This window comes from Rhodoblastus acidophilus, from assembly GCF_900187365.1.
Lineage (GTDB): Bacteria > Pseudomonadota > Alphaproteobacteria > Rhizobiales > Beijerinckiaceae > Rhodoblastus > Rhodoblastus acidophilus.
Map to the genome: position 1 here is coordinate 590,750 of NZ_FYDG01000001.1, position 13,322 is coordinate 604,071.

A 13,322-nucleotide genomic window follows, 5' to 3' on the forward strand; every position below is an offset into this window, starting at 1 on the left:
TGTGCAAAACGCGATTTGGCCGTAAGCTCGACGGGTCCAAATCGCGGAGCGCCCCATGAGACGTTTGCTGGCCGGCGTTGTTTCGGCAACCTGTATGTGCGCGGGCGGCGCGCTCGCCTGCTCCGACCTGCCGCAGAGCGCCCCGTGGACGCTCGACCACATGAAATTTACCGGCGACATCGGCCTGCCGTTTCTCAGCCCCGGCAATGACAGCCGCATCAATCTGCAAATGCTGATGATGGACGCCAAGCCCTGGCCGGAGAAGCCGCCGGGCGAGGCCAAGGAGTTGCAGAACGCCGAAATCCTGTTCGACCGCGCCGAGTTCGACGCCGCCTTCGGCGCCCCGGCGAGCGAGCCGTCCAACTCCGGTTTCGCCGACGGCGAAGGCAGCCGCTGCCGTTCGCTCGACTCCGGCGCGCAGGCGTTCAAGCAGGCCGCGCAAGCCGCCGCCGACCTGAGCGAGGCCGAACGCGCCGCGCTGATCGCCGCGCGCGAGGGCATGAGTTCGGCCTGCGGCGACAAGGCGCAAGCGACGCCGCCCGATTTTCTCGCCGCCCTGCCCCAGCCCTCGGCGACGGCGCGGGAGTTCGCCGCCTATCTCACCGGCGCCCAGGTGTTTTACGATGGCGCGTTCGACGCGGCGCTGGCCGCGTTCGCCAGCCTGCGCGAGGCGAAAAATCCCTGGCTGAAGGAAACCGCGCGCTACATGCTCGGACGCGCGGCGCTCAACAAGGCGCAGGTCGGGGCCTTCTCCGCCTATGACCAGACGGGACAGCCGGTGGTGAGCGACACCAACGCGCTCACCGACGCCGAGAAGGCTTTTTCCGCGTATTTGACCGACTATCCATCGGGACGCTACGTCGCCTCCGCGCGCGGGCTGACGCGGCGGATTTTCTGGCTCGCGGGCGACAAGCCCCGCCTCGCCGCCGAATATGGCCGCGCCCTGCCCGAAGCGGGCCCAGCCAGCGCCAGCCTCGCCGAGGAGATCGACTGGAAATTCTTGCGGCCCGACGGCGCCCTCAGCCATAACCCCGATCTGCTCGCCGTCGCCGACCTGATCCGGCTGCGCGGCGACACGAACAACCGGCCGCATTTCGCCGCCGCCGATCTCGACGCGCAGGCTGCGGATTTTGCCGGACGCGGCGCGTTGTTCGGTTTTCTCAAGGCGGCGCGGGCGTATTACGCCGACGGCGACGCCAAGGCCGCGCTGCAGACGCTGGGGCCGCCCGAGGACGGGCGCAGCTATCTCTCGTTCAGCCGCGAGGTTTTGCGCGGGCAGGCGCTGATGGCGTCGGGCGATTTCGCCGCCGCCGCCGATCATTGGCGCCAACTCCTCCCGCGCGCGGAAAAACCCTGGCGCAAGGAGGCGGTGGAGCTGGGCCTCGCCATGAGTTTTGAGCGCGCAGGAACCCTCAACCAGGTGTTCTTGCCGGAGACGCGGATTGCGTCGCCTCGCCTCCGCGCCCAGGTTCTCACCTATGCCGCCGGGCCGATCCTGCTGCGCGAGGCGGTCGCCAACCCGCTGTCGACGCCGGAGGAGCGGCGTCTGGCCCGATTCGTCCTGCTCTACAAGGAGGCGACGCGCGGCCAATACGCCAATTTCCTGCGCGACTACGCGCCCGAAGCGATCGCAAAGGACGAGGCCGAGGCGCCCAAAATGAGCTGGGCGCGCGCCGCCGCCTTCGCCTGGCTGGGATCGCGCGACGGCTACGCCTGTCCGGCCTTCCGGCAGACCGTGGCGGCGCTGGCGCGCGACCCGGAAGATTCCCATTCGCTGCTGTGCCTCGGCGAAATGACCCGGACGCAGAGCCTTGACGATGTCGAAGGCGGCGCGCCCGGCAAGGACGAACTCGGCGGCGGCAAGCCGATCTTCCCCGGCGAGATTTTTTCGCGCGGCGACATCTACAAGAAGCTGATCGCGCGCGCCAAAACGCCGGCGGCGGACCGCGCCTATGCGTTGTTTCGCGCGGTCCAATGTTACGCGCCGAGCGGCAAGAACGATTGCGGCGGTCAGGAGGTCGGCAAGGCGCAGCGCAAGGCGTGGTACGACGAGTTGAAGGGACGCTACGGCGCGACGCCCTGGGCGCAAAGCCTGCGCTTTTACTGGTGATTTTGCGCGCCGCGCTCGCCCTCCTTTTATGCGGCGGGATGTGTTGTCCTGCCGCTGCGGAAGTGCGCGCCGCCGATTACGACGCCTATTGGCTCTGGGCGGGCGTGAGGGCGCGCCCCGATGTCGCCCACGCCCGCACGCTCTATTTGCTGGTCGGCGAGGTCGGACCCGGCGCCGACGGCGCCAACAGGCTGAAAGCGCAGGGCGCGGCCCAGCCCGGCCCGCATGCGGCCAAACTCTGGCTCGCCTTTCGCGTGCGCAGCCTCGACTGGACCCCGGAGGTTCGCGCGGGCGTGTTGCGCAAGCTGGCGCTGTGGCGCGCCCAACCCGGCGAAGTCGCGGGCGTGCAGATCGACTTCGACGCGGCGACACATGGGCTGGCGCGTTACGCGAGCTTTCTGCGCGACCTGCGAGCCGCGCTGCCGAGGGATTGCGGCCTGAGCGTCACCGGCCTGATGGACTGGGCCTCGCAAGGCGCGCCCGAAGATCTGTCGGCTCTCTCGGGAATGGTCGACGAAATCATCTTCCAGACCTATCGCGGCCGGGCGACGGTGGAGAATATCGACGCCTATCTGGCGCGGTTGGGACGGCTGACCATTCCGTATCGCCTTGGACTGGCGGAAGGCGCGCAATGGACGGCGCCGAACGGACTGGCGAGCGCCCCCCATTTTCACGGCTATGTGGTTTTCCTGCGCAACGGAGCCCCCTAACCCGACCGCTTCTTCCGTCGCCCCGAAAACCGGCGGGGCGCGCTCGCCGCCACATCGCCTTCGGCGATCAGCGCCTTGCGGTAGATGTCGCGCTTTTCGTGGATCGAGGCGATCACCAGCCCCATGGGCACGCCGATATCCACCAGCGCCGCTTCCGACAATTGCAGGCTGGCTTCCGTCGTCTCGGGCACGGCGTCGGTGGCGCCGAGCGCATATAGGTGGCGGGCGTGGCCAGCGTCGCGGGCGCGCGCCACAATGGTGATGTCCGGGCGGGCGGCGCGGGCGATGCGCACCACCTCGTCCACCGCGCTCGGCGTGTGCATGGTGACAATCACCGCCCGCGCCGTGGCGAGGCCGCAACTTTCAAGAAAATCCGGGCGGGTGGCGTCGCCCCAATAAACCGGCTCGCCTCGCTCCTTTTCGCGCGCGGCGACGCCGGGATCGGCGTCGATGCAGAGATAGTCGAGCTTGTGCGCGCGCATCAACTCCGTCACGATCTGGCCGACGCGGCCATAGCCGATAATCAGCACGCGCTCGGCGGCGGCGAGATCGGGCGCCGTGCTCTCCACCACGACCCGGGCGCTTTTCGGCGCGCGGGTGGCGAAGCTGGCCAGCGGCGGGATGAAGGCCATCGACAGGGTGACGCCGATCATGGCGTCGTTGGCTAGCTCCCTCGGCAGCAGGCCCGCCGTTGCGGCGGCGGTGAGGATGAGGAAGGCGAATTCGCCTCCCGGCGCCAGCAGCAGCCCGATTTCGCGCGCTTTTTGCGGCTTGGCGCCAAACGCCCGCGCCAGCGCGAACACGATGGGCGCCTTGAGCAGCGTCAGCCCCAGCGCCAGGCCGAGCGTGGTCAGCGGCTGGGCCAGCACCCGCGCGGGATCGAGGTCGGCGCCGACCGTGACGAAGAACAGGCCCAGCAACAAGCCCTTGAATGGCTCGATGGTCAGCTCGACGGAGCGGCGGAATTCGGTTTCCGCCAGCAGCAGGCCGGCGATGAAGGCGCCGAGCGCCATGGACAGGCCGGCGTAAGCCGCCGTGACCGCCGTGGCCATGACCACCAGCAGGCAGGCGGCGATGAACAGATCGTTGGAATTGGCCTCCGCCACCAGCCGGAAAAACGGCCGCAAGGCGATCCGGCCGAGGCCGGCGATGAGAGCCAACGCGGCCAAAGCCCAGGCGAAGGCCCATAACAGATCGGCGCCGCCGCCCTCATTGGTCATCGACAGCACCAGCAGCAGCGGCGCCACCAGCAGATCCTGGAACAGCAGGACCGAAAAGATCGCACGGCCTGAATAGCTGTTGAGCCGCTTCTTCTCGGCCAGCACCGGCATGACGATGGCGGTGGAGGACAGCGCCAGCGCGATGGCGAGCGTGGCGGCGGCCGCCCAGCCCTGGCCGAGCAGCAGCGCGCAGGCCATCAGGGCCAAACCGCACGCCGCCGCCTGCGCCGCGCCCAGGCCGAACACATAGCGGCGCAGCAGCACAAGGCGCTCCAGCGACAACTCCAGCCCCATGTTGAACATGAGGAACACCACGCCGAATTCGGCCAGCGTCGCGATCTGCCCGGTTTTTGCGAGAAACGGGATTTCGACGGGCAGGATCGCATGCAGACGCCCCAGCCCGTGCGGGCCCACCAGCGCGCCCGCGAGCAGAAAGCCGAGCACCGGCGACAGCCGCAGCTTCTTGAACAGCGGAACCACCACCCCCGCCGCGACCAGGAACAGCAGCGGGGCCTGATAGGGCGCGAGGTCGAAATGCGTGGTCAAAGACTTTTTCCTCTCCCGATCAGGATATAGAATTCGCCGGCGGCGCCAATCGCGCCGCGGGCGTTTTCGAGCGAAGCGGGCGCCGCTTGAAAACGCAGGTGTCAGCAAGCATCACGCCAGGATGGACATGCGCAAAGGAATTTTCGAGGCGGCGCGGCTGGACACCCGGTTTGTCCCGGCGCCCTGGCCCTGGGCCGAACACGAGGCGGCGCGCATCGACGCGCATTGGCGGGCGCGGCTGGCGGAAAAGCCAAGACTGTTCGACGGACAGGTGCTGCTGTTGCGCGATCCCGAATTTTTGGAGGGAGGCGGCGGGGTTTTACGCGGAAATTTCTTCCTGACCCAGTTCCGCAATTTCATGGCCTGGCGCGATTTCGGCTATCCCGACGCCGGCGTTTACAATTGCTTCTCGATGGCGGCGCTGCGCGCGCGCGACGGCGCGTGGCTGCTGGGGGAAATGGGCGGCCACACCGCCAATGGCGGCCGAATCTACTTCGCCGCCGGCACGCCCGACCGCAGCGACATTGTCGGGGATCGCGTCGATCTCGCCGGCAGCGTCGCCCGCGAATTGACCGAGGAGACCGGATTTGCGCCGGAGGAGGCGCCGCCGGCGCCGGGCTTCCGCCTTGTGGTGGAGGCCCAGAAGATCGCCTGCATTCAGGAGCGTCGCCTTGGGCTGACGGCGGATGAGGCGGTGGCGCGGGTCGCCGCGTTCCTGGCGCGCGACCCCGACCCGGAACTGGCGCGTCTCGTGGCGGTGCGCGGCGAGGCCGACCTCGACGCCGCGCTGATGCCGAGTTTTATCGTGACCTATCTGCGCGACGCGTTCGTCGCGCTGGGGTGAATGGCGCGCTCTAAGCCAGCAGGCTCGGCTCGACCGCCTCCAGCAGCAGGTTCAAGCCGAAAGCTGTGGCCTGCTCACGGATTTCCCCCCGGCTGAGAGCGGCGTCGAAAGCCTTGCGGACGATTCTCACGGGGCGGTCGTCCTGGGCCACGGCGAAAAACACCGTGCCGACCGGCTTGTCCGCCGTGCCGCCGCCCGGTCCGGCGACGCCCGAAACCGACAGCGCGAGATGGGCGCGGGAATGCTCCAGCGCGCCCAGCGCCATCGCCTCGACGGTCTGTTCGGACACCGCGCCATGCTTGGCGATCAGCTCCTTGGCGACGCCGAGCAGGTCAGTCTTGGCCTCGTTGGAGTAGGTGACGAAGCCGCGTTCGAACACGTCGGACGAGCCGGGAATTTCGGTCAGCGCGGCGGCGATCAGGCCGCCGGTGCAACTCTCGGCGCTCGCGAGCTTGATTTTGCGCGCGCGCGCCGCCGCCAGCAGTTTTTCGGACTGCTCCAGAACTTGCCGGTTCATGCCTCTCTCCCGTGATTAGGGAAGGCGCACCGTCGCCACGGCCTGTGCGGCGATGCCCTCCTGCCGTCCGGTAAATCCGAGTTTTTCGGTCGTGGTCGCCTTGACCGCCACGCGGTCGAGCGGCAACCCCATGATCTCCGCGATGCGCGCGCGTATGGCGTCGCGATGCGGGCCGACTTTTGGACGCTCGCACATCAGGGTGGCGTCGACATGGGCGATGCGGCCGCCCTTGGCCGCCACTAAGGAAACGGCGTGGGCGAGAAACTGATCCGACGAAGCGCCGCGCCATTTTTCGTCGCTCGGCGGGAAATGCGCGCCGATATCCCCATCCGCAATGGCGCCCAGCACCGCGTCGGTGATGGCGTGCAGCAGCACGTCGGCGTCGGAATGACCGATCAGGCCCTGGTCATGCGGGATCTTGACGCCGCCGAGCCAGACGTGATCGCCAGCGCCCAGCGCATGAACGTCGAACCCCATGCCGGTGCGAATGTCGGGCAGGTCGTAAAGCTTGGCTTCCGCGCGCAAGAAATCCTCCATCGTGGTGAGTTTGCCGTTTTCCGTGTCGCCAGGAAAGATGAAAACGCAATGACCGGCCCATTCGGCGACGGCGGCGTCGTCGGTCAGTTCCGCCGCGCCATCCTTGCGCGCGGCCAGATGCGCCTTGTGAATCAGGCCGAAACGAAACGCCTGCGGCGTCTGCACCGCGCGCAGGCTGGCGCGCTCCGGCGTGGCGACGATGCGCGAATCCGCGGCGATCTGCTTGATCGTGTCGGTGACGGCGAGGCCCGGAATGGCCGCGCCCTTTTCGCGCGCCGCGTCGAGGGCGCGTTCGATCAGCGCGGGCGAGACAAAGGGCCGCGCCGCGTCGTGGATCAGCACGTAATCGGCCGCGTCGCAAACTTCGGCGAGCGCGTCGAGGCCGTTGCAGACGCTCTCCTGCCGAGTCGCCCCGCCCACCGCCGGCGCCAGCAGGCGCGCGCGAAAATCGTCCGCCAGCGGCTCGACAGCCAGTTCATAGAGATCGAAATCGTCGGCGTGGATGACGACCTTGGCCTGCGAGTCCGGCGCGGCCGACAGCAGGGCTTCGAGCGTGCGGGTGAGCACCTGCTTGCCGCCGAGATCGCGATATTGCTTCGGCCCCCCGGCGCCGGCGCGCGACCCGCGCCCCGCCGCGACAACGAGAAAAACGCACCCTTCCGCCATGTCAGCCTCAAAAATCGTCAACGCCGGCACAAGGCCGGGCGTTGCCGTTCTTGTCAAGCTGCTGCCGTTTTTCTTTGCAGAGCGGAAGAATCTGGCTAAAATGAAAGCATGAAAGTTTGTGCCCAACAAACATGCAACGACCTCTGGCGCGTCGGCGGGCTGACGCTGGACGGGCGTGCGCTGCTTGCGCCCATGGCGGGGATCACCGATCTCGCCATGCGGCGGCTGGCCCGGCGCTTTGGCGCGGCTTTGGCTTTTTCGGAGATGGTCGCCAGCGACGAGCGCGGCCGTGACCGTCGCGAATCGCTGCTGCGCATCCAGGGCGAGGGCGTGACGCCGCACGCCGTGCAGATCGCCGGCTGCGATCCCGACTCCATGGCCGAGGCGGCGCGGCGGGCGGAACAGGCCGGCGCCGATCTGATCGACATCAACATGGGCTGCCCGGCGCGGCGCGTGACCGGCGGCGCCGCTGGCTCGGCGCTGATGCGCGATCTCGATCTGGCGCAGGCGCTGATCGCGGCGACCGTGCGCGCGACCGAAATTCCGGTGAGCGTGAAGATGCGGCTCGGCTGGGATTTTTGCGCGCTCAACGCGCCGGAGCTGGCGCGGCGGGCGGAGGCCGAAGGCGCCGTCATGGTTACGGTGCATGGCCGCACCCGCAACCAGTTTTACAAGGGCGAGGCCGATTGGGCGGCGATCCGCGCCACCGTGGACGCGGTGACGATCCCGGTCGTGGCCAATGGCGATTGCCTGTGCGCGGCGGATGCGCGAACAATGCTGCGGCTGTCCGGCGCGAAAGCCGTGATGATCGGCCGGGCGGCGCTGGGCCAGCCCTGGCTGGTCGGCGAGGTCGCGCATGAACTGGCCGTGGGCGCGCCGCGCGCCAAGCCGGCGCCGGACGTCCGCCGCGCCGCCGCGCTTGAGCATTTTCAAACCCTCCTCGACCTGTTCGGCGCGGCCCATGGGCTGCGCCACGCCCGCAAACATCTCGCGGCCTATGCCGATGTCGCGGCGGGCGACGGATTTTTCGTCGCCGCCCCGGCGCGGCGGCGGCTGGTGGAGAGCGACGATCCGCACGAAGTGGAGGCCTTGTTGCACAGCCTTTACGACACGCCCCGGAAGGAAGCGGCATGAAAGCCAAAAGTCTCCAAGGCGTTGGCGCGCCTTTCGGCGTTTTGCCTAAAAATGACGCAGAATGTGAGATGGACGCCTGCATGGCGACGCATCTGCTCAACGCCTTGCCGCATCCGCTGCTGTCGATCGGCGGCGACGGAACGATCCACGACGCCAATCCGGCGGCGGAGCTGTTCTTCGCCATGTCGCGCAACGCCCTGAAGAAAATACACTTCCAGGATCTGCTGCCGTTCGGATCGCCGCTGATCGGCGCCATCGAGCAGGTGCGCGCGCGCCGGGCGCCGATCAACGAATATCGCGTCGATCTGGGCACGCCGCGCATCGGCGTCGAACGCTACGTGGACATTCACATGGCGCCCCTGCCCCAGCTCGCTGACGGCGTGGTGGTGATGCTGCAGGAGCGCACCATCGCCGACAAGATGGACCGCCAGCTCACCCATCGCGGCGCGGCGCGCTCGCTGTCGGCCATGGGCGCGATGATGGCGCATGAGATCAAGAATCCGCTGTCGGGCATTCGCGGCGCCGCGCAATTGCTGGAGACCGCGCTCGGCGACGAGGACCGCGCCCTGTGCCGGCTGATCTGCGACGAGACCGACCGGATCGTGCATCTGGTCGAGCGCATGGAGGCGTTCGCCGACGGACGGCCGGTGGAGCGCCGCGCCATCAATATTCACGAGGTGCTGGAGCATGTGCGCAAGGTGGCGCAGGCCGGCTTCGCCCGTCACATCCAATTCGTGGAATCCTACGATCCCTCGCTGCCGCCGGTTCTCGCCAACCGCGACCAGCTGATCCAGGTCTTCCTCAATCTCGTGAAAAATGCGGCGGAGGCGATCGGCCCGGACGCGCTGCACGGCGAGATCGAGCTGACCACCGCCTACCGGCCCGGCGTGCGCATCCGCGCTTCCGGCAAGGCGGCGCCGGTGAGCCTGCCGCTGGAGTTCTGCGTGCGGGACAACGGGCCGGGCGTGCCGGAAGATCTCGTCCCGCATCTGTTCGACCCGTTCGTGACCACCAAAACGTCCGGCTCTGGCCTCGGACTTGCATTGGTGGCCAAGATTATTGGCGATCACGGCGGAGTCATCGAATGCGAGTCGCACCCGCGCAAGACCGTGTTCCGAATGCTGATGCCGGTCTATTCCCGCCGCGACGTCTGAAATTCTCTGGAGGTTTATTGAATGCCAAGCGGCAATATTCTCGTCGCCGATGATGACGCAGCCATCCGCACCGTGGTCGGCCAGGCGCTGACGCGAGCGGGCTATGACGTGCGCACCACCGGCGCGGCCACCACGCTCTGGCGCTGGATCGAGGCCGGCGAGGGCGATCTGGTGATCACCGACGTGGTCATGCCCGACGAGAACGCCTTCGAGCTTCTTCCGCGCGTGAAAAAGGCGCGGCCGGACCTGCCGGTGATCGTGATGAGCGCGCAGAACACGTTCATGACGGCGATCAAGGCCTCCGAGCGCGGCGCCTATGAATATCTGCCCAAGCCGTTCGATTTGAAGGAACTGCTGGCCATCGTCGGCCGCGCCATGAGCGAGCCGAAAAACAAGCTGCGCGTTCCCGAGCCGGAGGACATGGATTCCATGCCGCTGGTCGGGCGCTCGCCGGCCATGCAGGACATTTATCGCGCGCTGGCGCGTCTGATGCAGTCCGACCTCACGGTGATGATCACCGGCGAATCCGGCACCGGCAAGGAACTGGTGGCCCGCGCGCTGCACGATTACGGCAAGCGCAAGAAGGGGCCGTTCGTGCCGATCAATGTCGCGGCCATTCCGCGCGACCTGATCGAATCCGAACTGTTCGGTCATGAGAAAGGCGCGTTCACCGGCGCCAACTCGCGCTCGATCGGGCGGTTCGAGCAGGCCGAAGGCGGCACGCTGTTTCTCGACGAGATCGGCGACATGCCGATGGACGCGCAGACCCGCCTTTTACGCGTCCTCCAGCAAGGCGAGTATACAACTGTCGGCGGGCGCACGCCGATCAAGACCAACGTCCGCATCGTCGCCGCCACCAACAAGGATCTGCGCGTGCTGATCCAGCAGGGATTGTTCCGCGAAGACCTGTTCTTCCGGCTCAATGTCGTGCCGCTGCGGCTGCCGCCGTTGCGCGAGCGGTCCGAGGACATCGGCGACCTCGCAAGGCATTTCTTCGCGCAGGCGGCCAACGAGGGCCTGCCGCTCAAGTCCCTGGAGCCCGGCGCGCTCGACCGGATGAAGCGCTACAAATGGCCGGGCAATATCCGCGAGCTGGAGAACCTCGTCCGGCGCCTCGCGGCGCTCTATCCGCAGGACGCCATTTCCGAGCAGATCGTGGTGGCCGAACTGGGCCTCGACCTCACCAGCGGCGCGCCGCGCCCGACGCCGCCCAGCGGCTCGGCCTCGCTGTCGGCGCAGCCGGCGGCTTCGGATGAATCCCTGGGCATGTCGGTGGAGCGGCATCTCACCGAATTGTTCAAGGCCCATGGCGACGGCCTGCCGCCGCCCGGCCTCTACCACCGCATCCTGCGCGAGATCGAATATCCGCTGATCTCCATCGCGCTGGCGGCGACGCGCGGCAACCAGATCAAGGCGGCGGAGCTGTTGGGTTTGAACCGCAACACGCTGCGCAAGAAAGTGCGGGATTTGGACGTGCGGCTGATGCGGACCTCGCGTTAACCCGTCGAAACGGTCCAGGCCGGACGCCATGCGTCCCCGCTCCCCGCAGCGCAGTCGGCTGTCGCCGACTGCGCTGCGCGGCCAAAAACCAAAAACACGAATCCAAAATGACGTCGCCGCGCTCCATTCGGAAAGCGGCGACCGCGCGCGAAAATCAAGCCGCGATGTTTTGCCCGGCGGCTGTGGGCTCAGGCGTAAAGCGCCAGCCCGGCGCGCCAACGAATTCATGCGGCCCCACATGAATCAGGCAGCCCTGCGTGTCCAGCCAGATTTGGCCGCCGAGATCCCGCCAGCGCCGGCAGAACGTGTAGTCCTCGCTCAGGTAATTGCCGGTGGCCGGTTCGATCATACCGTCAAAAAACGCATATTGGTTGGGACTGAGGCTCGGCTTGTGGGAATTGTGGCAACTGGCGTACCGCAGATGCGGGTAAGCTTCGGCCATGCTTTGAAACACCGCGCGGCGGATCATCATGAAGCCGGTCCCGGCGTAATCGGCGGTCACGAACCCGTCGCGTGTCTTCGCCTCCGCGCCCCGGCAGGGCGTGCCGACATAGCGCAGCGCCGCCGTCTCCACGGCTTCGCCGGCATGGGCGCGGCTCAACCCGCTTTCCCAATCGACGAGTTTCAACGGATACATGCCCGCCACGACATCCGCATCGAACGCCAGCATACGGAAAACCTGATCGGGATCGAACCCGATGTCGGCGTCGACGAACAGCAGATGCGTCGCGGAGGCCTCGTCAAGGAAGCGGCTGACGAGCGTGTTGCGGCCGCGCGTGATCATCGACTCATAGCCGAGAAGATCGACTTGCACGCTCAAGCCCGCAATGGCGCCGCGCTGGACCAGCCCCATCATTGAATGCATGAAGCGTTGAGTGACAAGGCCGCCATAGCAGGGGGTCGCCACGAACAAGCGAAGTCCATATGGAAACATCAAATTTCTCCTGCGAAGGCCGCCGCCGCGGCGACGGCCCGAAATCGGGATGGGGTCAGGGTTGCGTTCAGCCAAGCGCGGCGAGATCGGCGTAAAGCGTGCTCGCCGCGCTCTGCTGCGTCGATGACGCGGCGCCGGACCGCGCCGCCAAAATCAGCGCCTCCAGGTCGCTCATCACTTTCGACTGCGAGGTCGCGTCCGAGGACGTCGAAGCGGCGGCGGACGCCGTCGATGACGTGAGGCCGGACAATTCGCGGGCGAGCGAAGTCGCGGCGCTCTTGGCCGTCGAGGAATCGCCATCGGCCACGGAGGTCAACAGGCTGGCGAGATCGCCGGCGACGCTGGAGTCCGAGTCGGACTGCTGGGAATTTCCGGAGGGCGGCGGCGGGGGCGGCCCATTTTCGAGCTTGCGCCGCATGGAGCTGGCCAGGGTTTGCGCGCTGCTGGCGTCGCCGGACTGCACGTCGGAAATCAGATCGGCGAGGTCGGTGAGGAAGGGATCGCTCGAATTGGACGAAGTGGACGACTCCGTCCCGCCGGATGAGGAGGAGGCGATCGAATCCAGTCGGGTTTGCAGGCTGGCGGCGAGGCTTTGGGCGGTGGAGGTATCGCCGCTGGCGACCGCCTTCAGCAGGCTCTGAACCTGTGAGGCGAAGCTCGACGAGGTCGAGGAAGACGATGACGTCGACGTGGACGAAGCGGACGACGAACTGGAATTGTCCTGAGGCGGCGGCGGGGGCGGCCCATTTTCGAGCTTGCGCCGCATGGAGCCGGCCAGGGTTTGCGCGCTGCTGGCGTCGCCGGACTGCACGTCGGAAATCAGATCGGCGAGATCGGTGAGGAAGGGATCGCTCGAACTGGACGAACTGGACGACTCCGTCCCGCCGGATGAGGAGGAGGCGATCGAATCCAGTCGGGTTTGCAGGCTGGCGGCGAGGCTTTGGGCGGTGGACGTATCGCCGTTGGCGACCGCCTTCAGCAGGCTCTGGACGTCCGACCCGAAACCCGAGGACGATGACGACGAGGTCGAGCTGGCGCCGCTCGCCTCCGCCGTCGGCCGCCAGCCATAGCCGCCGAACGAGGCGTTTCCGTCGTTGGCGTCGTCATCGTCCGACGTGTCGTAGGAGATCGCGGCGGAAGCGATGGGGGCTTGCGCGACGAAAGCGGAGAATCCCGCGTCATCCGCGCTGGATTGCGATACGTCCGCGTCGCTGGAGCGATGTGAACGCTGCTGTTGCAGAAGCGCGATCAGATTCGATGTGGTGGAGTCGAGGCTTGAAACCGACATGGTCAGCTCCCTGTGAAAGATCAACTCCGGGATGAGGCGCGCCGAGGCTGGAGCGAAACTGGACTTTTCAGAAAACAGCTTGGACGTAATGGTATTTTACTGGTTTATTACGGCTTTTTATGGATTTTTAATAACAATATATCTAAGTATTGCTTGCTAATG

The 13,322-nt window shown here is 67.0% G+C and carries 11 protein-coding genes; 6 read left to right on the top strand and 5 right to left on the bottom strand.

Translation table 11 applies throughout. From position 1 onward, the window contains the following. Window positions 1-55: 55 nt before the first annotated feature. A complete protein-coding gene (locus CFB24_RS02460) occupies window positions 56-2,110 on the top strand; it encodes a PA5441 family protein (protein WP_088518966.1) in 2,055 nt (684 codons plus the stop codon). Window positions 2,111-2,148: 38 nt separating this feature from the next. Next, window positions 2,149-2,820 carry a DUF3142 domain-containing protein gene (locus CFB24_RS02465; RefSeq protein ID WP_088519496.1) on the top strand — a complete coding sequence of 224 codons (672 nt, stop codon included), beginning with the start codon at window positions 2,149-2,151 and terminating at the stop codon, window positions 2,818-2,820. On the opposite strand, the gene CFB24_RS02470 is transcribed toward CFB24_RS02465, so the two are convergent. Then, complete coding sequence (locus CFB24_RS02470) at window positions 2,817-4,586, bottom strand: cation:proton antiporter domain-containing protein (protein ID WP_088518967.1); 1,770 nt, start codon at window positions 4,584-4,586, stop codon at window positions 2,817-2,819. The two genes, CFB24_RS02465 and CFB24_RS02470, sit on opposite strands and share 4 nt — an antisense overlap. A 127-nt stretch (window positions 4,587-4,713) precedes the next feature. Between CFB24_RS02470 and CFB24_RS02475 the strand changes: the two genes are divergently transcribed. Continuing rightward, on the top strand, window positions 4,714-5,430 hold the full coding sequence (locus CFB24_RS02475) for an NUDIX hydrolase (protein ID WP_141098321.1): 717 nt from the start codon (window positions 4,714-4,716) through the stop codon (window positions 5,428-5,430). Window positions 5,431-5,440: 10 nt separating this feature from the next. Here the strand turns inward: CFB24_RS02475 and CFB24_RS02480 are convergent, their stop codons facing one another. Both CFB24_RS02480 and CFB24_RS02485 read right to left on the bottom strand, forming a co-directional pair. Further along, a complete protein-coding gene (locus tag CFB24_RS02480; RefSeq protein ID WP_088518969.1) occupies window positions 5,441-5,947 on the bottom strand; it encodes a CinA family protein in 507 nt (168 codons plus the stop codon). A 15-nt stretch (window positions 5,948-5,962) separates the two neighbouring features. Continuing rightward, entirely contained in the window at window positions 5,963-7,150 is a 1,188-nt protein-coding gene (locus tag CFB24_RS02485) for a bifunctional 2-C-methyl-D-erythritol 4-phosphate cytidylyltransferase/2-C-methyl-D-erythritol 2,4-cyclodiphosphate synthase (protein ID WP_088518970.1), read from the bottom strand. Between the two features lie 108 nt (window positions 7,151-7,258). Between CFB24_RS02485 and dusB the strand changes: the two genes are divergently transcribed. The 3 genes from dusB to ntrC all read left to right on the top strand — a co-directional run bounded on the left by dusB (window position 7,259) and on the right by ntrC (window position 10,938). After that, window positions 7,259-8,284 (top strand): tRNA dihydrouridine synthase DusB, encoded by a 1,026-nt coding sequence (gene dusB, locus CFB24_RS02490; protein WP_088518971.1) that lies wholly within the window; start codon window positions 7,259-7,261, stop codon window positions 8,282-8,284. Between the two features lie 80 nt (window positions 8,285-8,364). Beyond that, window positions 8,365-9,438 (top strand): two-component system sensor histidine kinase NtrB, encoded by a 1,074-nt coding sequence (locus CFB24_RS02495; RefSeq protein ID WP_244593121.1) that lies wholly within the window; start codon window positions 8,365-8,367, stop codon window positions 9,436-9,438. A 21-nt stretch (window positions 9,439-9,459) separates the two neighbouring features. Continuing rightward, window positions 9,460-10,938 (top strand): nitrogen regulation protein NR(I), encoded by a 1,479-nt coding sequence (ntrC, locus tag CFB24_RS02500; RefSeq protein WP_088518973.1) that lies wholly within the window; start codon window positions 9,460-9,462, stop codon window positions 10,936-10,938. A gap of 154 nt (window positions 10,939-11,092) precedes the next feature. Here ntrC and CFB24_RS02505 read toward each other — a convergent pair whose 3' ends face one another. Then, the gene (locus CFB24_RS02505; RefSeq protein WP_088518974.1) at window positions 11,093-11,872 is read right to left on the bottom strand and encodes a hypothetical protein; all 780 of its coding nucleotides are present in this window, start codon (window positions 11,870-11,872) and stop codon (window positions 11,093-11,095) included. 67 nt (window positions 11,873-11,939) lie between these two features. Continuing rightward, entirely contained in the window at window positions 11,940-13,160 is a 1,221-nt protein-coding gene (locus CFB24_RS02510; protein ID WP_088518975.1) for a hypothetical protein, read from the bottom strand. Window positions 13,161-13,322: the final 162 nt, after the last annotated feature.

Coding starts and splice junctions, on each gene's coding strand:
- CFB24_RS02460 (WP_088518966.1), top strand. CDS start 56: ATGAGACGTTTGCTGGCCGGCGTTGTTTCGGCAACCTGTATGTGCGCG.
- CFB24_RS02505 (WP_088518974.1), bottom strand. CDS start 11,872: ATGTTTCCATATGGACTTCGCTTGTTCGTGGCGACCCCCTGCTATGGC.
- CFB24_RS02495 (WP_244593121.1), top strand. CDS start 8,365: ATGGCGACGCATCTGCTCAACGCCTTGCCGCATCCGCTGCTGTCGATC.
- CFB24_RS02475 (WP_141098321.1), top strand. CDS start 4,714: ATGCGCAAAGGAATTTTCGAGGCGGCGCGGCTGGACACCCGGTTTGTC.
- CFB24_RS02510 (WP_088518975.1), bottom strand. CDS start 13,160: ATGTCGGTTTCAAGCCTCGACTCCACCACATCGAATCTGATCGCGCTT.
- ntrC (WP_088518973.1), top strand. CDS start 9,460: ATGCCAAGCGGCAATATTCTCGTCGCCGATGATGACGCAGCCATCCGC.
- CFB24_RS02480 (WP_088518969.1), bottom strand. CDS start 5,947: ATGAACCGGCAAGTTCTGGAGCAGTCCGAAAAACTGCTGGCGGCGGCG.
- CFB24_RS02485 (WP_088518970.1), bottom strand. CDS start 7,150: ATGGCGGAAGGGTGCGTTTTTCTCGTTGTCGCGGCGGGGCGCGGGTCG.
- dusB (WP_088518971.1), top strand. CDS start 7,259: ATGAAAGTTTGTGCCCAACAAACATGCAACGACCTCTGGCGCGTCGGC.
- CFB24_RS02465 (WP_088519496.1), top strand. CDS start 2,149: ATGTGTTGTCCTGCCGCTGCGGAAGTGCGCGCCGCCGATTACGACGCC.